The sequence below is a fragment of the Microcoleus sp. B13-B6 genome, from assembly GCF_036705405.1.
In the GTDB taxonomy this organism is placed as follows: domain Bacteria; phylum Cyanobacteriota; class Cyanobacteriia; order Cyanobacteriales; family Microcoleaceae; genus Microcoleus.
This window is the reverse complement of record NZ_JAUBUJ010000026.1, coordinates 1-21,864: the sequence shown is the minus strand read 5'-3', so window position 1 is coordinate 21,864 and position 21,864 is coordinate 1. Positions and strand designations below refer to the sequence as shown.

Sequence of the window (21,864 nt, the reverse complement as noted above, 5' to 3'; positions counted from 1 at the left end):
TGCTTTCTTAGTCCGCGTAGGCGGACTTCGTTTGTCTAGCAGCGGTTTCAACCGCCGAGTTTTAATTTTATTCCTTAGTCCGCGAAGGCGGACTTCGTTTGTTTAGCAGCCGTTGAAACCGCCGAACAATCTAAAAACCATCCTCCTTAATCCCGTTCCAACCACGCCCGCATTTTACCCGGATTAAGCAAACCGTAAGGATCGACCAACTCTTTAAACTGCAACTGTTCCACATTAATACTTTTCATCCCTCCATCTTCCAATATATAAGTGTGAGGATTAGCAATCAATGCGCCTTGCTCTTCGTGATAGCGAATAATTTCATTGAGCCGTGATTCCGTAGTGTAGCGAACTATTTGCAAAGCCGCGGCGATCGCCCTGCCATTCATCCGCAAAAACTCCAAGTGCATCATCACCTCATCCCCATAATAATTGTACAGTTCCTCAATCAATTTCCAACCTTTATCTGCGGGAAAAAGCGTCTGCAAATAAGTCAGAGACGGGTCAGCGCTGCGAGCGTGGAGAGTTGTATGATTCCAAGTAAATTCAGCAATAGCTGCACCTTTGCTCGCTGCTTGCGCGTTTTTTTGATAGCAAATTGTGCCGCCATATTCGCGCACCAAATCTTGCAGCGGTTCCAGACAAGATTCAGCTACCATTAACAAAGCGCAGTGCTTACCTTCAGGAATTGCATCGCGGAAAGCAGCAAAATAAGCAGGAATCGGCCAAGCACAAACACAAATTAGTTTTTTGATAATTCCGTCAGCATCGCCCAAAGCTTGACCGAAGTTTGCCGATGTCATAAAATCGTCAAAAGCGACGATGATTTCCGCCCAAGGATAAGCAGGGGCGAGAGGAATTTCTAACTCAGTAATAATTCCATTTGTGCCGTAAGCGTGATTGACTTTTTGCACTTCATCGCCGCGCAATTCGATGACGCGGGGCTCGTCTTCCATTGTAACGACTCGAACAGCATGAAGATTTCCGCGATCGCGCAATTGCCCGTAAGTTATCGAACCAATTCCCCCGCTACCGCCGCCGATAAATCCCCCAATCGTTGCGGTGCGATAGGTTGAGGGAACCATCCGCAATTCCCAACCAGTTTCTCGCGCTTGTTTGTCGAAAACCGACATTTTCACCCCTGGTTCTACGCAAGCTAAACCCGGTTTTATCCAGCGGATATTGTGCATTTTGCTGGTATCTAAAATGACGCCGCCCTTGAGGGGAATGCACTGCCCGTAATTGCCCGTTCCTGCACCTCTAACAGTTAGCGGAATTTTGAATTTGACGCAGGCCGCAGCAATTCGCAAAACTTCGGCTTCGCTGGCGGGACGAACGACTAAATCTCCTGTTTTATCACTTAAGAGAGGTTGCAAAATTGGACTGAAATGATAATAGTCGTGAGATAGCTTGACAACTTGCGCGCGATCGCTAATTATTTCAATTCCCGATAGTTCCGAAGAAAAAGCATCCCAGTCAATACTTTGAATCGCAGTGGCAGTCATTTTGTTTCCTTTATGCTCGCAGTATTATATCAAATCCGTTAGCATCGGAATTATTCATCTCTCTGTTCTCTCCTCTGCGTTCTCTGCGTTCTCTGCGGTTTAATCATTCCAATGCAACCGGAATTCATATTATATATTTTATCAACCAGAACTTAGTAACATAAAATACTAATTGCAATCTTTCTTTAAGCAGTAAGGTGCTTATTCGTGCACCCTACATATAGAAGTTCTGCTTCCAGGGCTGCTTTTTTAATTAACAAATCCCCCAAACACCGCCATACCGTAGTATTTCCAAGGCACTGCAACAGTCTCAAATCTAGCTTTTACCAGCATTTCCAACTGTGCCGAAAGTGTAGCTAGGCGATCGGGATTAGAATACCCGTAAGAGACACTCGTCCCCACATTTGCGCGAATTTCGGCTAAAGTTTCCGCCTGATTTAGCGCCCAATCTTCTCGCGCCGCTTGATAAATATCTTTCATTGCTGCTGATTCTGCTAAAAGAGGATCGGCATTCCAAAAACAGCCACCAGCATTTAAACTTTCGCGAATGCGTTGAAACAATTTCAACTTCATGTCATCCTCAAGATGGTGAATTGCCAGAGATGAAATGCAAGCATTGAATTTATCGCCCAAGCCTGAGAAATTTGGATTGTCCGCCCATTCTCCAAAATCCATTTCTAAACCAGTCCACCGGGCTGCGTATCCTGCAGACTCTATTTTGGCGCGGGCAAAATCAAGCATTCGCGGTGAGTAATCGACAGCCACTATTTCCGCAGACGGGTAGCGTTGGAGAACTTTTAAAGTGAGTTCCCCCGTACCGCAGCCGAGTTCTAAAATGCGGTGGTTTGCGTTAGCAATGCAGGCTGCTAATACATCCAACATTTCGTCATATTTAGGTAAAAGTCGCCGAATACCCGTATCAAAATTGGCAGTATTGACGAAAACTTCTCCCGGCAAAATTTCGTTGCGCGCAGGTGAGGCAGTAGAGTCAGAATTCACGATCGCCAACCATAGACTACAATTGCTATCCTAACCGATATCAAGCAAAAATTGCGTGAAGTAGGGAGAGATCACAGCCCAAAGCGTGTCAACTTAACGTTAAACGTACTACGGATTTGCTGTCTGACGATTAAGGCTCGATCCCCCCTAGCCCCCCTTAATAAGGGGGGGACAGGAATCTTCTCAAAGTCCCCCTTCTTAAGGGGGATTTAGGGGGATCTAGACTGGGTTAAAAGCGAGATTTATCAGGGGTTTCATTCTTAAGTTGACACCAATAAGCACGGCGCCGTGTCCTTACTCGATCATCTGTACTTCACTCAACAGAAAACCACTATAAAGTTATGCGTATTCTTACGGATAAGCGAAACACTCGCGGTAAACAATAATTAACCCTCGGTTGCACTCAGAGAGTCTTGCTTTACCCCCGAGGCCAACAAAACACTTTGAAAAAGCAGTGTTATGTTAGTAGTGCATAAATTCCCATCAAGATTAAACCTCACACTTGAGGATACCATGCGCCAGTTGATTTCTCCAATTCGGGCTGCCATCAGCCAATTAATTTATAAGCGAATTCTGCTTGCGCTGACAATTTTATTTTGTGTAGGTGTAGGAGTAGCGATGGCAAATATGTCTGAGCTTTCCTCTACCCTAACGGGATTGTCGGCGCGATTCAAGTCACACAATCAACTTGCGATATATTGAGAAATAAGTATCTGTTTGAAGACAGAGGAATTATCCACGTCAAAGGCAAGGGCGATATGAATACTTATCTGCTTGGAGGCAGGCTAGTCAGCGCAGTTTCGGTTTAATTTGTTTATTATATTATTAAGGGGTCTGCTAGTTAGTCCAGAGTCATCAGTCATTATATCATGTCCGGTCGATCGACCGCGATTTTCGTAGGGGCCCGTGAGCCAACAATACCTGCCAATAATTGACAATCTGAAAAACCCGCCCCGACCGCGATATTATGGTTAATCAATCGGACATGATATTAGTCAGCAGCAAGCAGCCAAGAAGTAACAGTTAATAGCTGCTGGCTGTTGACTGCTGACAATTATAGGAAGTACACAGGGGATGTGAGAAACCAGGTTTCTGGGCGGTTGCTTCGTTGACACACCCAAAATTGATTACGAGAAACCCGGTTTTTTTTCCTAGGTCCTACATTAGCCATTGGCAAAATAGTAAGTTTTATGTTATTGCGGATTTTATCATTTTTGAAATTTTTCAAATCTCGCTTGTCTAGGCAAATAGCTTTGTGGGTATTTGCTAGCATTCTTGTCATAGAGGGAATTATTTTAGTTCCCTCTTATTTTCGGCGCGAAAATGAACTTTTAAGTCAACTGGAACAGGTATCTCGGGCGACTGTTGATTCCCTAGAGTTTTTGCTCCAACAAGATATTTCCGATCGCACTTTCTTGCAAGAAGAAGTAAAAAATATTACTAAGGATTCTCAAGTAGTCTTAGGACTATCTATTTACCAAGCTAACGGTGAGCTAATATATACACTTGGCGAATCCCCAGAAATCAGTTTAGAGCAACTAAAAAAAGCTCGTATAGTTCACAGTCACAATTTCGATGGCAAGCGCTACGATATTGCTTGGACGGAGCGACATTTGGGAGGCGATTACATCTTAATTGTTCGCCACGATGCTTCCACCGTTCAACCGGAACTTTACGCATTTATCGGACGGGTGGCTGTTCTAGTCATTATTATATCAGCCTTTGTCACTTCTGTGACTATGTTTTTTTTAGGCGTGACAGTAATTGCACCTCTCTTGAGATTGCGCGATGACTTGATCGCTGCCGGAGACGCTTTGAGCAAAGATCGAGCACAACCTGATTTCTACTCTCTGTCTGTCAAGCGGGATGACGAGTTGGGAGAACTCATGGTCGCATTCAATCAAATGTTTCACCGAGTTTACCAGGAAATTGCACAGCGGAAACAAGCTGAGGAAGTATTGCGCGCCGAACAAGAAAAGTCGGAACGTTTATTACTAAATATATTACCAGTAATGATTGCCGATCGCCTAAAACAAGGTCAGATAAATATTGCGGACGGATTTGCCGATGTTACAGTTTTGTTTGCGGATATTGTGGGCTTTACCGAAATATCTTCGCGCACATCTCCTGAAGAATTAGTAGAATTACTTAACAAAATATTTTCAGCTTTCGATCGCTTAAGCGAACAATACGGCTTAGAAAAAATTAAGACTATCGGCGACAATTATATGGTAGCAGGCGGTTTGCCGCTTCCCTGTACAAATCACGCCGAATCTATTGCCGAAATGGCCTTAGAAATGCAGCAAGAAATTATGAAATTCCGCGACGAATGCGGTAAACCTCTCAATATCCGCATTGGCATTAATACTGGGCCTGTGGTAGCAGGTGTCATCGGCACTAAAAAGTTTATTTACGATTTGTGGGGAGATGCTGTGAATACAGCAAGCCGCATGGAATCTCAGGGACTTCCGGGTAAAATTCAAGTTAGCAACTCAACTTATGAGTTGCTGTGCGATAAGTATTTGTTGGAAAAGCGGGGTAAAATTAATGTTAAAGGCAAAGGATCTATGACGACTTATTTGCTCAAAGGCAGAAAATTGTAACTGACAATTTTAACCATTGCCTGCGAATACGTGGTAGGGGGGCTGACGTTCCCAGGCAGGGGGCATCGACACCCAACTAGATTTTTTTTAACGAACCGCGAAGACGCTAAGGACACTAAGGAAGAGATGAAGAAAGAATCAAAAATAAAAAGTTCATAAGGGCGTTATTATTGCTATATTAAAATGCAGGTTAATATTAGTAATTGGGGCAAAAATGACTGCGAATCAGGAACATAATTATTCAAATTCACCGATTTGGCAGCCCTTCACGCAAATGAAAACGGCTGGCCCCCCACTGAAGGTAATTCGCGGCAAAGGATCTGTGCTGGAATTAGCAGACGGGCGGCAAATTCTCGACTGCATTTCTAGTTGGTGGGTGACTGTTCACGGCCACAGCCATCCAGTTCTGGCAGAGGCTCTTTACGAACAAGCCCAAAAGTTAGAACACGTAATCTTTGCCGGATTTACTCACGAACCTGCCGAGAAACTTGCGAGTAAATTACTAACTCATACGCCTGCTTCTTTAACGCGGATTTTCTTTTCTGATAACGGCTCGACTGCTGTTGAAGTTGCTCTGAAAATGGCATTTCAATATTGGCGCAATCTCGGAGAAACTAACCGCACTAGCTTTATTAGTTTTGAGGGAGGTTATCACGGCGATACTGTGGGCGCGATGTCTGCTGGGAGAAGTTCGCTGTGGTGGGAATCTTTTGCACCTTTAATGTTTGCTGGGGATGTTGTTCCTTTTCCGGCGACTTTTGACGGCGACAGCCAGGTGGAAAGCAATGAGGCTGCGAGTTTAGAGAAATTGGAGTTTTTGTTAAAGCAGGGCGGCTATGCGGGTATTTTTATCGAACCTTTGGTGCAAGGTTCTGGGGGGATGCGAATGTGCCGCCCTGAGTTTTTGCGGGCGATCGCACAACTTGCGGGCCAATTTAATGTATTGTTGATTTACGATGAAGTAATGACGGGTTTTGGGCGCACGGGCGAACTGTTTGCCTCGGTTAAATCTGCAACTTCACCGGATATCCTGTGTTTGTCTAAAGGATTGTCTGGTGGCTGTTTGCCAATTGCTGTCACAATGGCATCGGAGGATATTTATCAAGCTTTCTGGCGAGATGAATGGGACAAAGCTTTTTTTCACGGTCATTCTTACACCGGAAATCCCTTAGCTTGTGCGGTGAGTGTAGCATCCTTGGAGCTTTTGGAGCAAAACCCAAATGTGTATCAAGGGATGGAAAAATTGCACCGCCAATATCTGAATCAATGGCTGAGAAATCATCCTAAACTCGAACGGATTCGGACTTGTGGCACCATCGCAGCAATGGATGTGAAAACGGAAAGCGATTCCGGTTATTTTAATGACATCGCTCCTCTATTGAAAGCCAGATTTCTCGAAGCGGGGTTTTTGCTCCGCCCCTTGGGAAATACGCTTTACTTGATGCCTCCCTACTGCATTTCTCCTGATGAACTAGAATCGATTTATCGGGTGATTCGTCAGGTTTTGGATACTCTGTAAACCCTTTAATTTTAGTAATGAATTTACCCAATTGGAACGATTTGGCTGACGACGCGCTGGCGGGCAAATGTCTCTCTCGCGAGCAATCTTTAGCCGTATTGCGCGCACCGGATGAGGTTTTGCTGGAACAACTAAACGCAGCTTATCGGGTGCGCCGCCACTACTGGGGAAACCGAGTCAGGCTGCACTATTTGTTAAATGCTCAAAGTGGCCTTTGTCCTGAAGATTGCCATTATTGTTCTCAGTCAAAAATTTCGACTGCGGAAATTGAGAAATATCCGCTTTTAGCTAAGGAGAAAATTCTGGATGCCGCCCAACGCGCCGCAGATTTAAAAGCTGGTACGTTTTGTTTGGTGATTTCGGGCCGCCAACCTAACGCATCTACTTTCGATCGCGTTTTGGATGCTGTCGAGACTGTGAAGGCAAATTATAACCTAAAAATTTGCGCTTGTTTGGGATTGTTGAGCGAGGAGCAAACTCATCGTTTGGCTAAAGCTGGAGTCGATCGCGTCAATCACAATCTCAATACTTCCGAATCATATCACACGGATATTTGCACCACTCACACTTTTGGCGATCGGGTGGAAACCGTCGAACACGTAAAAGCAGCGGGGATCACAACTTGTTCCGGCGGAATTTTGGGGATGGGCGAATCGGATGATGATGCGATCGATTTAGCGCTTTCGCTTCGCAAGTTGGGCGTTACTAGCGTACCCGTCAACTTTTTTATTCCGATTCCCGGCACACCATTTGCAGATGTGAACAGGTTAACTCCCCGCCAATGTTTGCGAATTCTCTGTTTGTTCCGATTTTTGCTTCCCAGTCAAGAAATTCGGATTGCTGGGGGACGGGAAGTACATTTGCGATCGCTGCAACCTCTCGGACTTTACCCCGCTAATTCTATCTTTGTTGGCGATTATCTGACAACTCCCGGACAAGCTGCCCATCAAGATTGGGACATGATTCGAGATGCGGGATTTGCGATCGAATCCCCCGAAGGTTCTCTCTTAGAAGTTGATTCAGCAGTTACCAAATCCGAACAAAAAACCCTGGCTGTGTAACTCTTATACCAGTTTTCAATCGGATGAAATAGAGTAGGACACGGCAGTGCCCAAAGCCTGTGTACTTAGCGTCAAACTTAGTACCATCCTGCTGTTTGACTATTAGGGTTCGATCCCCCGGCGCATAGGGCGGGCACGGGGGCACCGCCCCTACGAAGGGTGGGACAAGAGTTTGATAAAAGTCAACCCCTACTCCCCTTCTTAAGGGGGATTTAGGAGGATTTAGACTAGGCTAAAACCGATATTTATCAAGGGTTTTAGCCTTAATTTGACACCAATGGGCTCTTGGAGTGTTCCTACGGTTAACATTCTTCAATCTAAAATCTAAAATCTAAAATCTAAAATAATACAAGAGGGGGAAATTGTGGACAAACGCGAAGAAATTACGATCGCAGAATACCAGCTAACTGCCGAATCTTTCCGAGAAGGAACTTGGCATCACGACGTATCCCAAAATCGCTCCGCACTGACCGCTGCCATGCCCCGCACTCCCGGTAAAATTCTCGATATAGGATGCGGGCCGGGACGAGATTTAGTAGCGTTCAAGAGCCAAGGACACACAGTTGTAGGCTTAGATGCAACTCCAGCTTTTGTAGAAATAGCAAAAGAGTTGTCAGGATGCGAAGTTTGGCAGCAATCTTTTCTGAATCTCGACTTGCCAGAGGCAGAATTTGACGGTATTTTTGCCAATGCTTCCCTGATTCACGTTCCCAGCGACGAGATGGTGAAAGTCCTGCAAAATTTGCACAAAGCCTTAGTTGTTAACGGCGCAATTGTCATGTCAATGTGCCGGGGAAATTGGGAAGGATACGACGAGCGGCCAACGGGAAAACGCTATACTGCCGGATGGGAATATCATACTTTAGCGCCTTGTTTAGAACAAGCGGGATTTGCAATTGTCAATCACTACTATCGCCCCCCCGGCTTACCCCGCGAAGCTCAATCTTGGGTAGTAATAGTGGGCAAAAAACTCTAACGTAAATGGGAAATTGCCAATCATTCCCCTCTCTTCCTCTGCGCCCTCTGCGCCCTCTGCGGTAAAAAAAAACTAATTCAAAAAATTACAGAGGATTGTTGTATACTGTTCCACAGTCAAAACAACCAATTTCTGCATAACTTAAAACACAATTAATATGACAGAGAAATCCCACATTTTTTTAGCGGGTGCTAGTCGAGGAGTCGGCTTAGAAATTGCGAAATGTCTGGCAGCCCAAAAGATGCAAGTAACTGCACTTTTGCGATCGCCCGCAACCAGCACCGAATTAGAAGCAATGGGCATCAAAGTCGTGACTGGCGATGCTTTGGATGCAGCAGCTATGGAAGCGGCGATGGCTGGGGGTGAGCCAATTCATGCCGTAATCAGCACAATTGGCGGCTTGCCCAAAGATGTAGAATTATCCGATTATTTGGGCAACAAAAACTTGATTGATGCGGCTGTCAAAGCAGGCGTGCAAAAGTTTATTTTAGTTTCATCAATCGGCAGCGGTAATAGTGTCGGCGCTTTGCCGCCCCAAGCTTTAGAAACTTTGCGCCCGGTTTTAATTGAAAAGGAAAAAGCCGAAAATCATTTGATAGCAAGCGGGATGATTTATACAGTGATTCGTCCCGGCGGACTCAAATCGGAACCTGCAACAGGCAACGGTATTTTAACAGAAGATTGTCGAGTTGCTGGAACGATTCACCGGGCAGATGTAGCGCAGCTAGTTTGTCAGTGTTTAGTTTCTGATGCTGCTAACAATAAAGTTTTGTCAGCGGTAGATAAACAGATGGTTTACGGCAATCCAGAATTTGAGGAATTAAATCTGTAGGGGCGGGTTTTACCAACAATAATTGCCTAAAACCGATAATCTCGTAAACCCGCCCCCACTTGGGTGGCGATCGCGCGGGGTGGGGGCGGGTTTTTGAGTCTTTGGGTATCCTTTGAAACTATTGGTGAACCCGCCCCTACAAGTTTTTGACGGAGGGCGATCGTAAACCTGTCCCCAACCAACGGCAAATCTCAAGAATCGAAAGGCTTAATCCACGATCGCCCGATCGCCCAATCCAAAACCAAAGCCGCGATCGCAAACAACACCACACTCTCGACACCGCGAACCGCAAACGGCAATAACTCCTGTAGGGCGGGCATCTTCCCGGATTCAAAAAACAATCCAGCATCCAACTGTCCAAAAGCCCGCACCAACCCAAAAGCCAACACCGCACCAGATTTAAGCTGCGGGTTAACATCTCGGCGAATCGCATAGCGGTAAGTCACGCCGAACAAAAAACCGCCCAAAAATGCGATAGTCGCCCTGAAGGCAAAATTTAGGTCAATTTCCCTTACCTGCAAACTCGCCAGAGAATCCAACCTATCCGCTAGAATTAAGCTATTACCAAGGGCGATCGCCCCAAAAGCCAGCAAACAAGACAAACCAGCAACCGTCCCTGCCTTCAAAGATTCTACCCGTTCAGCCGCACTAAAATTTGACGAATCCTTCACAGCGCCCTCATTTCAAAAATGGCTCAAATTGACTTATCATAGGGGTTGGAGTCACTTTGTACAGTTTGTTCAATAAATAGCTATGGATATTTTGTCACTCGGTTGGGTTTCGGTGCTAGTTCTGTTCTCCTTCTCAATTTCAATGGTCATTTGGGGACGCAACGGTTTCTAGATTCCAGAATAGCTTGCGGGGCCAGCTTTTTAACTGCCCCGCATTTTTTTTCATCCTATTTAACCAAATCAAAATAACAGGAGTAGGAAACATGACAGCAAAAAAAATCTTAATGTTAGTCGGCGACTTTGTAGAAGACTACGAAGTAATGGTACCTTTCCAAGCACTGCAAATGGTAGGTCACACCGTCCACGCCGTCTGCCCGGACAAAGCCGCGGGTCAAACAATTCGCACCGCAATTCACGACTTTGAAGGCGATCAAACCTACAGCGAAAAACCCGGTCACAACTTCACTTTAAACGCAACTTTTGACGAAATCAACCCCGCCGACTACGACGCTTTGATTATCCCCGGAGGACGCGCCCCAGAATACATCCGCCTCAACGAACAAGTCCTGCAAATTACCCGCTACTTTGCCAACACCAAAAAGCCGATCGCATCTATTTGTCACGGCTTACAAGTTCTAACTGCAGCAGGCGTACTCGAAGGCAAACGCTGCACCGCATACCCCGCTTGCAGCCCCGACGTACTCCGGGCCGGCGGCAAATATACAGAAGTTCCCGTTACCGAAGCCGTAGTCGATGGCAATTTAGTCACCGCCCCCGCGTGGCCAGCACATCCTAACTGGCTGGCTGAATTCCTGAAAGTTTTGGGAACGAAGATCGAACATTCAGAGAAAGTCAAAGTATGACTATTTTCACAGTCAAAGTTAAACCTAATTCCAAACAGCAAAGCATCGAAGAGCAACCCGACGGCAGCCTCACAATACATCTCAAGTCGCCGCCAGTCGAGGGTAAAGCCAACCAAGAATTAATCATGCTGTTGGCGAAAAAGTTTAAAGTGCCCAAATCTGCGATCGGCATTAAATCTGGTTTTTCCTCTAAAAATAAACTTGTCGAAGTTGCGATCGAACCTGCAACTTCTATCTCTCCGTAGGGACACGGCAGTGCCTTTCGTCGTGTCAACTTAAGACTAAAACCCTTGAGAAATCTCGCTAATAGTCGAGTCTAGATCCCCCTAAATCCCCCTTAAGAAGGGGAGTAGGGGTTGACTTAAAGAGGCTTCCTGTCCCCCCCTTCGTAGGGGCGGTGCCAAGAGTGCCCGCCCTAGGCGCCGGGGGGATCTGGCCTTAATAGTCAAACAGCAATCTGTAACTTGGTTTGAGCTTAAGTTGACACCAATGGGCACGGTGCCGTCTCCCTACCGGATATCTATAAAGTTAACAGCCAATCTATCTAAAGATGGATTTAGACTCAACTTTAAAATCATATATTAGTAGTTGTAGAGTTAGAATAAAAAATTATGAACATTGAAAATAGAGTCGAAGCCACAGCGAAGAATATTGAAGGCAAAATCCAAGAAGCTGTTAGCGAAGTTACAGGCAATCAAAAAGATAAATTAGAAGGTCAAGCCAAGCAGGATGAAGCATCAGCAATTCACCTGAAAGAAGACCTCAAAGATAAAGCAAAAGAGATTGTAGACCGAGCTTAGTAACAGTATTCCCTACAAGTTTCCTGCCTACTAAATCCCGCAAACGATATGTTTGCGGGATTTTTTTTATAATTAGCCTAAATCATTTGTACCAATATGTAGGGGCGGGTTTTACCAACCATAATTGCCAAAAACTAACCATCTCATAAACCCGCCCCCACCAACCAAAAAATTCAGAATTAATTGAATTTAACGGTTGCGCGACGATGCTTAATCGGGGTTATTCGTTGGGTGGGGGCGGGTTTATCAACATTATTGCTGGCAAAATTCACCGGCTAACAGCCCCTACAGATTCCAGTAATTCATAATGCAAAAGCATTAATTTTGTAGCGGGAATTGTTTCCATTGCATAAGTTCTACCATCTTGATGAGAAAATTCTACCTCAAAAGCACTGCCATCAAATTCCATCACGACTGTTCCTACTTGTCCTTTATATAATTTAATGATTTGTTTTGTTTCAAAATGGGTGGCTTCTAAATCTTCAGTTAAAGCAACAATATCTAGGTCTTTAATTGTTTTCATTGTTTTTACCTCACTTTTTGACGGGATAACAACTTGTTAATCGGGGGAAACTTTCACCTAAGCGGACGATCCAAGCTGCTAGAATCAGAGATTCACCTACTTCGGTTTTCAGCAAGAATTTCATGTTGTAATGTGTTCCGTATTCATTGTTTTTTTGAATAACAACATCTTCGTTGATAGCAGCTTCTTTTAAAGCCTGTTTGAGCATTTCAGCATTTTTTAGGGTAATGCCTAACTTACTGGCAAACAAAACAGCTTTATTTTTTCCTTCTTGATGATTCGGATTTAGAGAATATTCTTCTATTTTATTGCCTAAATCTGCTAGATGACCATTGGGCAGTTTCACTATTAATAACTTTTTTTGAAGGACAAAATAGAATATTAGTCTGCTACGATAATCGACTGTTACTCAAATGTCAATTATATCGTCTTTGAGTTGGGTGGCTGGTTTATCAACATTATTGATGGGTGGCAAAATGGATCGGTGAATCTGCCCTTCCTTTCAATGCCCAATGCCCAATGCCCTATCCCCGATGCCCAATCCCCAATGCCCACAAAAAAGCCGGGGATGGATATCCCCAGCTCGAAACATAGCACAATTAGTTTTGAGAGTTGGTAGGGCGATGTTTCAGAATCGACTCCACCCACTTTTACCCAAATTAAATCAGGGTAATGTCAGCAGCCGTAATGCCCGGTCTGCCATTTAGATTTGCCAGCGTAACTACTCCATCAGCAGCAAGACCGTTAGAGTCATATCCTAGTCGTCCGGTTTCATTTTCATAAAAGACGAACGGATCTGACGGGCCCGCCCCGGCTGGACCAAAACTGCCGTTGTACTGCCCACTCTCAAGCGCCAAGAACGCCTGCGAAGAAAGTCGATTCGTATTTTGCACTCCCCTCAAGTTGGGGAAGCCGTTGGAGCCATTGATTTGGAAGATAAACTTGTCTTGGCCGATCGTAAAATCGCCGATTTGGTCTGGGTTAGTACCATCGGCGCCCTCACCGAAGTTGTTGTAGTAGAAGCTGTCATTACCCGATCCGCCAATCAGCGTGTCAGCACCAGGCCCGCCGCCGAGAGAGTCGTTACCGTCGCCGCCGATCAAATAGTCGTTTCCAAAGCCGCCCAGCATCGTGTCGTTTCCGGCACCGGAATTTAAGGTATCGTCCCCCAATGTTGCGTTGGATGAGTCGCCGAATAGGACGTCATCCCCGCTACCAGTAGTGATGACATCAGTGCCGTTGCCACCAGTAATAAAGTTGCTGCCTAAGGTATCGGTAATCAAGTTGGCGACTGTGCCGCTAAAGGTGACGCTGCTAGCGTAGGAGATGAAGTCGTTACCGGCAGCGTTGCCAATCAGGCTATCGCGATCGCTGCCAAAGATCAGGGTGTCACTTCCCTCGCCACCGTTAAAGAGGTTGGTGACGGTGAAGCTGCTGGCAGTAGTAGGATTGGTGTAGCCAATTAACAGATCGCCGCCCAGCGCGCCTTCGAGAGTAATCAAAGCAGTACCAGTAGCATTACCAAAAATGGCAGCGGTAGCATTGATAGTATCGTTGCCATCTCCACCGACTGCATTAGTAAATGTACCGCTCAGGCTGTCGTTGCCTTCGCCGCCGATCATCGAATCGCTGGAGAAGGCAGCGACGATCGTGTCATTGCCCACTCCGCCGTCGAGCAAGTTGCGACCCGCGAAGCCTCCAAATGAACTCTGGGCACCTCCGCTCAAAGTTACATTCACCGTGGTTCCTGACGAGATGAAGTCGTCGCCGACACCTCCCAACGCGGTATCCTGAGTAGCAAAAACCGTGATCGTGTCGTTGCCGTCGCCGCCGTCGAAGAAGTTTTTGCCGGCGCCAAACTCGGCGATACCGCCGACGAGAGAATCGTTGCCGGCACCGCCGAGCAAGGTGGTTTTCTCAACGCCAATGGTGACGAAGCTGCCTAGAGCAAACTGGTTCGGCTGGCTACTGTTGCGAATGACTAAAGTATCGTTGTCAAGGTCGCCCGACAGATAGCTGTTGCTGGCCACACCGTACAGTGTGTCGTTGTCTTTACCGCCGAACAGAGTATCTTTTTGATTGATACCTACAACGTAGTCGGCGCCAAGGTCCCCCCGCAAGTAGTTGCTACCTGCATTGCCACCGGCGCTGCCGCCGACGGGAAGACCGAGGTTGTTGCCGCCGCCGGAGATGAAGAAGCCGAGGGAGTCATTGTCCTTGCCGCCGTAGAGGGAGTCTCTTCCGAGGGCGCCTCCGAGCATCGTATCAGTACCCTCATTACCAAACATGAGGTTGCCATCGACTGTACCTTGGAGCAAGTCTTCTCCCAAACCGCCGTACAGGGTCGTATTCCGGCTTTGAGCGACTACGGTGTCACTGCCTGCGTCGCCAAACAGCAAAGCCCGCTCGCGCTGGGCTACTAATGAATCTTCGTCGCCGTCGCCGTACAGTGTATCGTTCGGGCCGACGGAAGTCAGAGTATCGTTATCGGCTTGGCCAAATATTAAACTGCCGCCGAGGGTAGAAGTTGTAATTAAATCCGCCCCCGCTCCAGCGAAGATTGTATCCGGGCCCAGTCCCGGAGTGTTTAAATTAGTTTGATCGGAATTGTCAGTTAACGTTGTCATAAAGCTTCACTCCTCTACTTGTTGGTCATCGCTGGTGCGACTACAGACACTGCCTAGAACACCGAATGTTTGGATTCCGCTGTAGTTTAACCTGTTTGCCAGCCGCAAGTCTAGCCTACTGGCGTTAACCCTGTCTAGACTTTCTCCCTCGCGGATTTTTTGCTTGTAAGCTTTTATATTCAATGTCTTCACCCTTTAATAATCCTGGTGCACTGTCTCAGGTGCTCACGCTCTACAAGACGCGGCTCATATTCTTAATGTTCCATTCTGGGTTGGCGGTCGGGGATCGCGTCCGGGGGAGGACATTAAAGATTAAAAAAGGCTGATCTGGGTGATCGGGAAGACAAGGGAAATTGGGAGATTTGTTACTTGGTAACAAGGCTTTGTGGCAATTTCCGGTTTTCCAGGCAGGGCCATCATAAAAAATACTCGGTAAGTGGGAAACTCAGTGGCTTCAGCCCTGAGAGGAAAACGACACGGCGATTTCAATCGCCTTGAATCCCCTTGCGGGGTTAGAGGGGTATGGTTGCCCCTCTATGGAGATATGGTTGTCTCCGAGTCCCTTTCGGGTAATGTTAGCTTCGCCAAGGTTATAAGAGCTTTTTAGACCTGCAACACTGTCTCAGTGACTTTAAGACTGTTTAATTGCAGATGACAGAGCGGAAAACTAGCTTCGCATTCGCCGGTGTCGTGACTCAAATAACGTAGTCAGTTAAGACTTAGGCTGGTCAGAATAGCTTGTAATTTCTTACAAGCTCAGTGGCTTTAGCCCTGAGTTCCTGACTTAATAATTCTGACCCGGATTGAACCGAGTACCGCTCCGGGCTTTAAAAGTCTACGCCCCGCTTTAGTTCTACGCCCCGATCGCCGTAGTGTTTGTGACAGTATACCTCGGAGTGTACGCTTGCCAAGTCAAAGTAAGCGTGGGGTTTGTGGCAGCGCCCGGTGATAATAATTTCTGTATCCCGCGGCTTGCGTAGCAGGGCTTCGACGATCGGCTCTACCGGCAGCAGTTCTAAGTCTACTGTGGGATTGAGTTCGTCGAGAATAATCGTTTTGTACCAGCCGCTGGCGATCGCACATTTGGCGATTTCCCAGCCGCGTTCTGCTTCTATGCAGTCTAGCTCTTGCTGTTGCCCCCGCCAAACTATAGCATCTCGGCCGCACCGCTGGTGATCTACTAGCTGCGGGTAGCTTTGGCGCAAAGCTGCGATCGCCGCATCTTCTGTATAACCAGTGCCACCTTTGAGCCATTGCACGATTAACACCCGGTGAGATTGGTCTTGACTGATACCCCTACCTATTGCCTGCAAAGCTTTGCCCAAAGCGCTCGTAGACTTGCCTTTGCCCGCTCCGGTGTATATTTCGATACCGGAAATATGATGCTCTGCCACTGCGGGGTTATAGTGGGGCTTCATTTCTGAGTGTAAGTCGGCAATCTCCAGCAAAGCTTCGGGGGCCGCTCGGCCTGTGGCGATGACTTCTAAATATTCTGGTTTGTTTTTGAGGGTTTGGACTACTTCGTCAACTGGCAGCAAACCCAAGTCCAATACCGGGTTTAGTTCGTCTAGTACCACGACGGAATAGAGCGAGCTTGCGATCGCTCCTTTGGCGATATCCCAGCCTCGCTGAGCTTCGGCGCGATCGAAGCGGGTGATTGCTTCGGCCCCAAAATATTCGGCACGGCCGGTACGCACTTGGTCGATTAAGTGCGGAAATGCCCGTTGCAAGGCTTCTATTGCCCCGTCTTCGTCGTAGGAGCGGCCGGGGCCTTTGAGAAAGCGCAGCAACAAGACTCGCGTGGGCGAGTCAGAATTGATACCCAGCCCGATCGAGCGCAACACTACTCCCAAAGCTGCCTGAGACTTGCCTTTACCAGCGCCGTCGTAGACGTGAATCTGACCTGCGGCGCGTTCCGACCGGGATGAGGCTGTCCGAATACCAATGCCATTCCTTACCATAATCAGCAGTTGTTTGAGTCTGTATCGGGGTGGGTATTCGATCGCGCGCCTTGAATGTCTAATTTTTCCATTCTGTTGGCGGATCTCAACAGATTATACGATAAGTCCTAACCCCCAATTTTTTAAGTCGCGATCTAACGCAATCAGGTGCTCAAACCTCCGGTTAAGATTATTCCGTTTGTGCTGTACAATTAAAATTTAACACGGACTGATATACCTAAAGGCTTATGATTGCGAGTGTTTTCCCATTTCGGACTGTTTTGGTGCAAATTTTAATTATGTTTTTGGCGATCGCGATCGAATCGTGGTTTTTGCAAAAACTACTTAAACTCGGCCCCAAAACCAGCATTGAATATACAGCCATCCTCAATCTCTCTTGCACTTGCGTAGGCTGGTTAGTTTTCTTCGGCATTGAAAGCGTTCTTAGCAAAGAATTGCGGGAACAGCTTATCGGTTATATCTTATTAGGACGTGGGGATAATGTTTACGCTCCCATAACTATGATAGCACTCTCAGTATTAGCCGTCACCTTTCTAGCTAAATGGCAGGGATTAGAATTCATAGAAAACATGGTTTCAGGCAATAAAAAAGCTTCCAAACCTCAGTTTTTAGGACCACCAACCCTCACCCGCCGTCCTCCCAAAAAAACTTTTCAAGTAACTACCCAGTTTGGGGGAATTTTAATCGCCCACACTGTTAGCAATATCGTTATTTTAACCGTGTTGTTTTTGCAAAGCGTCTATTGAAATTTATGATGAAGCAATTTTTAGATGTCACTCAGCAACTCACTAAGCTGACGAACAACCTTTGGGAAACCAATAAAAAAATCCAAAAGGCGATGATTCCGCCTAAAGTTGTCCACTGGAAGACTCCTTTACTACTCAGCATCTTTTTAGCTTTGCTGACAGTGGCGGCAGTCACTGACTGGCGGACGAGAACTCTGCTTTTTGATATGAGCTGGTTATTTTTTACACTTTCAATGGGTTTGCTGACGAGTCAGCAACCTTTTGTGATTAAAGGAGTAAGTCTGAGTCCGTGGGTGACAAGCATCTTAATTGGCTTGTGGTTGCTGGTAAGATTGCCGTCGGATAGGAAGGAAATAGCATGGATATCCGGCCCTATTATAGCAGTAGTAGTTCTTGCTACAATAGAGATTTGGAATAGCGAGTCAAAACGGGAAGGTATCAGGTCGTTGGTGCGTCCTCAGTTTTTGATGATTACTCTAGTTCACGTGCTGTTTTCCTGTTGGTTTGCTTTTCACTTTTTAATTCAAGGTTGGATACAACAGTATCCGAGCGTTTTATCTCAGGATTTAAGGCAAAGCGATTATGTGGTGACATTTCAACGGCCAACTATTAATCGCTCCCGAGGAGTTGTCATCCTCAATGCAATGGAGGGATACCTGCGAAATGAAGCCCGCACAAAACCGTGGGCGCAAGTAGAGCAAATGTTAATAGATATTGACAACGAGCGATTTTTTCTGCGGAATCAAGCCTTAAAAACAACTGGGATAGTCCCAGAAGATGCTAGCTGGGATGTCAAAACTTCGATCGTCCAAGGAGAGTCCCGCTATCAGTTAGATATGCAGGCCACTTGGCTGGGGCTGGTTTTTAGACCGGAAATATATTCGTTTACCAAATCTTGCGAGGTGTTCCAGATAGCCAATAGGGCGACTGTAACCTGCGATGCCATTAAACGCTCTCAACCCGGACAGAAAAAAGATGGAACTGCGGGAGACAGTCAAGTGTGATTCTGTCTCTGTTAACTAATTGCGATCGGTATAGCGGGAGAGTGGGAAAGTCTGAGAGTCTAAGATGGAAAAAATCCTCTTTCTTCCCTCTTCCTTCTTCCCCCTTCCTTCTTCCTAATAACTTCTTCCCTCTTCCTTCTTCCTTCTTCCTTGCACTAAAGTATGGCGAAAGTTTCCAGCGGGTTAATAACTAGGTCAGTAACTCAGGGCTAAAGCCACTGAGCTTGCAAGAGAAATCGAGCAAGCTATGCTGACCAGCCTAAGATTCTTGAAATCTACGTTATTCAAGTCACGACACCAGGCGAATGCGAAGCTAGTTCCCTGCTCTGTCATCTGCAATTAAACAGTCTTAAAGTCACGCTCGGCAGTGTTGCAGGTTTAAAAAGCTTTTATAACATTGGCGAAGCTAACATTACACGCAAGTGGAGGGACGCAACAATGTCCAACTTTATTTTCGTACTCGATACAAACAAAAGACCACTAACACCTTGTAAGCCGTCAATGGCTCACAAGTTGTTAACTGCCCGTAAAGCGGCTGTTTTTAGAAGGTTCCCCTTCACAATTATTCTCAAAAAGGTGGTAACAGCAACTATTGAATCAATTAGTCTCAAGTTAGATCCAGGTTCTAAAACTACTGGCATCGCTTTACTAGAAGGTGAGAAAGTAATTTTTGGCGCTGAACTAACTCATCGAGGTCAAGCCATCAAAGCAAGTCTTGATTCCCGTCGCGCACTGCGTCGAGGAAGACGAAACCGTCATACTCGCTACCGCCAAGCAAGGTTTTTAAACCGTACCCGCCAAAAAGGTTGGTTAGCACCATCCTTGCAGCACCGGGTAGAAACCACCCTAACTTGGGTTAACAAATTACGCAGACTTGCACCAATCAGTTTGATCGTTCAAGAGCTTGTCAGATTTGACCTACAACAACTAGAAAATCCTGATATCTCCGGCGTTGAGTACCAACAAGGCGAACTACAAGGTTACGAAGTTCGTGAATATCTACTCAACAAATGGAACAGAAAATGTGCTTACTGCGACACTGAAAATGTACCTTTGCAAGTTGAACACATTCATCCAAAAGCTAAAGGTGGAAGCAATCGAATTTCTAATCTCTGCCTTGCTTGCGAGAAGTGCAACCAGAAGAAAGGCACTCAAGATGTTGAGCAATTTTTAGTCAAGAAACCTGACATCTTGAAGCACATTCTTGCACAAGCAAAACGTCCGCTTAAGGATGCTGCTGCTGTGAATTCGACTCGATGGGCGTTGTTCTCTCGACTGAAAGAAACGGGGTTGCCCGTTTTGACTGGTTCAGGTGGACTGACAAAGTTTAATCGTACTCGACTGCAACTACCTAAAACTCATTGGCTTGATGCTGCTTGTGTCGGTCAAATTGAATCATTGTCTGTAGTAACGAGTAAACCATTGCTAATCAAGACAACTGGACACGGGACTCGTCAAATGTGCCGCACAGACAACTTTGGCTTCCCATCTCGGTACGTTCCGAGAAACAAGTTTGTCAAAGGTTTTCAAACCGGCGACATTGTAAAAGCAGTCGTTACCAGTGGCAAAAAAATAGGTGAATATGTTGGTCGGGTTGCGGTTAGATCGACGGGTTCGTTCAATATCTCGGCATCAGAATTGGTGCAAGGGATTAGCCATAAATACTGCAAAATTGTTCACCACAAAGATGGCTACAGTTACTCATTTTGAATTTGAAGATTCAAGGCGATTGAAATCGCCGGGTCGTTTCCCTCTCAGGACTGAAGTCGCTGAGTTTCCCAGTTAGCGAATTTTTTTATGAATTTGAGAAGAATTTTGACAGTCGCGACCAATGTATTTTGGGAAGTAATTCGCGATCGCATCCTTTACTTAATTATTATTTTTGCTTTGTTGATGGGCGCCTCGGTACGGTTGATACCCGAATTAGCGGCGACAACCGAGAAGAAAATTATCTTAGATGTCGGTTTGGCTGCTATGAGCCTCCTCGGTCTAATTGCCACAGTCTTTGTGGCTACCGGACTGGTCAACAAAGAAATTGAAAAGCGGACTGTTTATCTGTTAGTTGCCAAGCCGATAAGTCGGGCTGAGTTAATTGTGGGCAAGCACTTAGGGCTGTCGGCGGTGCTGGCGGTTCTTGTAGCGGCAATGACTGTTATCTATCTGGCTATTCTGAGTTTGAGCCGCATTCCTTTCCCTTTGGAAAGCATTTTAATCGCTTCGCTGTTTATCTGGTTGGAGCTTTGTCTCATGGCCAGTGTCGGGATTTTATTTGGGGTTTTTAGCAGTTCGCTGCTGGCAACTTTACTGACATTTGGCGTTTATTTAATGGGACATTCGACGCGGGATTTAGTAGCTTTGGGCAAGTTAACTAAAAATCCTGGCATTGAACAATTGATGATGGGACTTTATCTGGTTTTGCCGGATTTAGCCAGATTCAATTTGAGAAATGATGCTGTTTACGGACAAGTTCCTTACTTGGCAGGTTTGATTACAGATGCTGGCTACGGTTTGCTGTATATGGTGCTGCTGTTGTCAATTGCGATCGCCATATTTTCCCGTAGGGAATTTTAAAGCGCGCATTCCGTACCTTCAGGGTAATTGTTTGTAGTGAGGGCTTTAGCCCTAACTACAAACCAATTTTATTATCGACTTAGCGCGCTAAGATATAGACAAGGTTATCGATCGCCCATCTAGACTAAAACTCAAACTTTTATTGGTAAAATGAGGTGACTTATGACTACTGTAATTCACCAAAAAACTGGGTCTGAAGCCCCGTCGTTCTACGACGGCTTTTTATTGATTTTCCAGTTTCCTAATCAACCCTCTCAGTACGTCTGATTGAGAGCGCATTGTCTTTGTACAGTAACGGGCAAGAATTTCAGCTTCTTGAGAACTGATGCGTATATGCAATCTCTTATCTTTTTCCATAACTTCCACGATGTGTACTCAGTTTATGTGTACAATATAGCAAGGAGGTAAAAACAATGCAACGCTGGAACTACAAGTTAAAACCAAACAAAGAGCAAGCCGCGCTCATGGCCCAATGGCTTATAACACTGCGTAAGCACCGTAATTATTGTCTCAGAGAACGCTTCATCGGCTGGGAGACTAACAACAGAAATGTTGAAACGCCTCGGAGCTATGCTTTTGGGTCTTATTGCGAAATAGACACCC

23 protein-coding genes are annotated in these 21,864 nt (G+C 46.0%); 15 read left to right on the top strand and 8 right to left on the bottom strand.

The window, feature by feature from the left end:
• Positions 1-146: 146 nt before the first annotated feature.
• Both QUB35_RS14055 and QUB35_RS14050 read right to left on the bottom strand, forming a co-directional pair.
• Positions 147-1,505 carry an FAD-binding oxidoreductase gene (locus QUB35_RS14055; RefSeq protein WP_333142487.1) on the bottom strand — a complete coding sequence of 453 codons (1,359 nt, stop codon included), beginning with the start codon at positions 1,503-1,505 and terminating at the stop codon, positions 147-149.
• A gap of 249 nt (positions 1,506-1,754) precedes the next feature.
• Entirely contained in the window at positions 1,755-2,504 is a 750-nt protein-coding gene (locus QUB35_RS14050) for a class I SAM-dependent methyltransferase (protein ID WP_333142486.1), read from the bottom strand.
• A 698-nt stretch (positions 2,505-3,202) separates the two neighbouring features.
• On the opposite strand from QUB35_RS14050, the gene QUB35_RS14045 reads away from it, so the two are divergent.
• From QUB35_RS14045 to QUB35_RS14020, 6 genes are all read left to right on the top strand, one after another.
• Positions 3,203-3,313, top strand: a complete 111-nt coding sequence (locus tag QUB35_RS14045) for a hypothetical protein (RefSeq protein WP_333142485.1) — start codon at positions 3,203-3,205, stop codon at positions 3,311-3,313.
• 381 nt (positions 3,314-3,694) lie between these two features.
• Entirely contained in the window at positions 3,695-5,107 is a 1,413-nt protein-coding gene (locus QUB35_RS14040) for an adenylate/guanylate cyclase domain-containing protein (protein WP_333142484.1), read from the top strand.
• A gap of 214 nt (positions 5,108-5,321) precedes the next feature.
• Complete coding sequence (gene bioA / locus QUB35_RS14035) at positions 5,322-6,626, top strand: adenosylmethionine--8-amino-7-oxononanoate transaminase (protein WP_333142483.1); 1,305 nt, start codon at positions 5,322-5,324, stop codon at positions 6,624-6,626.
• Positions 6,627-6,643: 17 nt separating this feature from the next.
• Positions 6,644-7,687: a biotin synthase BioB gene (bioB, locus tag QUB35_RS14030; protein WP_333142482.1), complete on the top strand. Its 1,044-nt coding sequence runs from the start codon at positions 6,644-6,646 to the stop codon at positions 7,685-7,687.
• Between the two features lie 364 nt (positions 7,688-8,051).
• Positions 8,052-8,663: a class I SAM-dependent methyltransferase gene (locus tag QUB35_RS14025; protein WP_333142481.1), complete on the top strand. Its 612-nt coding sequence runs from the start codon at positions 8,052-8,054 to the stop codon at positions 8,661-8,663.
• Positions 8,664-8,820: 157 nt separating this feature from the next.
• On the top strand, positions 8,821-9,495 hold the full coding sequence (locus tag QUB35_RS14020) for an SDR family oxidoreductase (protein ID WP_333142480.1): 675 nt from the start codon (positions 8,821-8,823) through the stop codon (positions 9,493-9,495).
• A gap of 191 nt (positions 9,496-9,686) precedes the next feature.
• Here the strand turns inward: QUB35_RS14020 and QUB35_RS14015 are convergent, their stop codons facing one another.
• Positions 9,687-10,166 (bottom strand): hypothetical protein, encoded by a 480-nt coding sequence (locus tag QUB35_RS14015; RefSeq protein WP_333142479.1) that lies wholly within the window; start codon positions 10,164-10,166, stop codon positions 9,687-9,689.
• An 82-nt stretch (positions 10,167-10,248) separates the two neighbouring features.
• Here QUB35_RS14015 and petN point away from each other — a divergent pair, with 82 nt between their 5' ends.
• The 4 genes from petN (at position 10,249) to QUB35_RS13995 (ending at position 11,829) form a co-directional block, all read left to right on the top strand.
• Positions 10,249-10,338, top strand: a complete 90-nt coding sequence (gene petN / locus QUB35_RS14010; protein WP_071883976.1) for a cytochrome b6-f complex subunit PetN — start codon at positions 10,249-10,251, stop codon at positions 10,336-10,338.
• 91 nt (positions 10,339-10,429) lie between these two features.
• Positions 10,430-11,029 (top strand): DJ-1/PfpI family protein, encoded by a 600-nt coding sequence (locus QUB35_RS14005; protein ID WP_333142478.1) that lies wholly within the window; start codon positions 10,430-10,432, stop codon positions 11,027-11,029.
• Positions 11,026-11,274, top strand: coding sequence for a DUF167 domain-containing protein (locus QUB35_RS14000; protein ID WP_333142477.1), 249 nt, complete (start codon positions 11,026-11,028; stop codon positions 11,272-11,274). Before QUB35_RS14005 ends, QUB35_RS14000 begins: the two co-directional genes overlap by 4 nt.
• Positions 11,275-11,640: 366 nt before the next feature.
• A complete protein-coding gene (locus QUB35_RS13995; RefSeq protein ID WP_333054441.1) occupies positions 11,641-11,829 on the top strand; it encodes a CsbD family protein in 189 nt (62 codons plus the stop codon).
• A gap of 268 nt (positions 11,830-12,097) precedes the next feature.
• On the opposite strand, the gene QUB35_RS13990 is transcribed toward QUB35_RS13995, so the two are convergent.
• The 5 genes from QUB35_RS13990 to QUB35_RS13970 all read right to left on the bottom strand — a co-directional run bounded on the left by QUB35_RS13990 (position 12,098) and on the right by QUB35_RS13970 (position 16,940).
• Positions 12,098-12,352 carry a DUF4926 domain-containing protein gene (locus QUB35_RS13990; RefSeq protein ID WP_333142476.1) on the bottom strand — a complete coding sequence of 85 codons (255 nt, stop codon included), beginning with the start codon at positions 12,350-12,352 and terminating at the stop codon, positions 12,098-12,100.
• A 10-nt stretch (positions 12,353-12,362) separates the two neighbouring features.
• The gene (locus tag QUB35_RS13985) at positions 12,363-12,698 is read right to left on the bottom strand and encodes a DUF6883 domain-containing protein (RefSeq protein WP_333142475.1); all 336 of its coding nucleotides are present in this window, start codon (positions 12,696-12,698) and stop codon (positions 12,363-12,365) included.
• A 313-nt stretch (positions 12,699-13,011) separates the two neighbouring features.
• Positions 13,012-14,979, bottom strand: a complete 1,968-nt coding sequence (locus tag QUB35_RS13980) for a calcium-binding protein (protein ID WP_333142474.1) — start codon at positions 14,977-14,979, stop codon at positions 13,012-13,014.
• 6 nt (positions 14,980-14,985) lie between these two features.
• Positions 14,986-15,162, bottom strand: coding sequence for a hypothetical protein (locus tag QUB35_RS13975; RefSeq protein WP_333142473.1), 177 nt, complete (start codon positions 15,160-15,162; stop codon positions 14,986-14,988).
• Positions 15,163-15,806: 644 nt separating this feature from the next.
• On the bottom strand, positions 15,807-16,940 hold the full coding sequence (locus tag QUB35_RS13970) for a cob(I)yrinic acid a,c-diamide adenosyltransferase (protein ID WP_333142472.1): 1,134 nt from the start codon (positions 16,938-16,940) through the stop codon (positions 15,807-15,809).
• Positions 16,941-17,167: 227 nt separating this feature from the next.
• On the opposite strand from QUB35_RS13970, the gene fraC reads away from it, so the two are divergent.
• The 5 genes from fraC to QUB35_RS13945 form a co-directional block, all read left to right on the top strand.
• The gene (fraC, locus tag QUB35_RS13965; RefSeq protein ID WP_333142471.1) at positions 17,168-17,686 is read left to right on the top strand and encodes a filament integrity protein FraC; all 519 of its coding nucleotides are present in this window, start codon (positions 17,168-17,170) and stop codon (positions 17,684-17,686) included.
• 5 nt (positions 17,687-17,691) lie between these two features.
• Positions 17,692-18,690 (top strand): DUF5357 family protein, encoded by a 999-nt coding sequence (locus tag QUB35_RS13960; RefSeq protein WP_333142470.1) that lies wholly within the window; start codon positions 17,692-17,694, stop codon positions 18,688-18,690.
• Between the two features lie 438 nt (positions 18,691-19,128).
• The gene (gene iscB, locus QUB35_RS13955) at positions 19,129-20,400 is read left to right on the top strand and encodes an RNA-guided endonuclease IscB (RefSeq protein ID WP_333142469.1); all 1,272 of its coding nucleotides are present in this window, start codon (positions 19,129-19,131) and stop codon (positions 20,398-20,400) included.
• 87 nt (positions 20,401-20,487) lie between these two features.
• Entirely contained in the window at positions 20,488-21,261 is a 774-nt protein-coding gene (locus QUB35_RS13950; RefSeq protein WP_333142468.1) for an ABC transporter permease, read from the top strand.
• A 413-nt stretch (positions 21,262-21,674) separates the two neighbouring features.
• Positions 21,675-21,864, top strand: a 190-nt coding sequence (locus QUB35_RS13945) for a helix-turn-helix domain-containing protein (RefSeq protein ID WP_333142467.1), incomplete at its 3' end; no start/stop codon positions are given.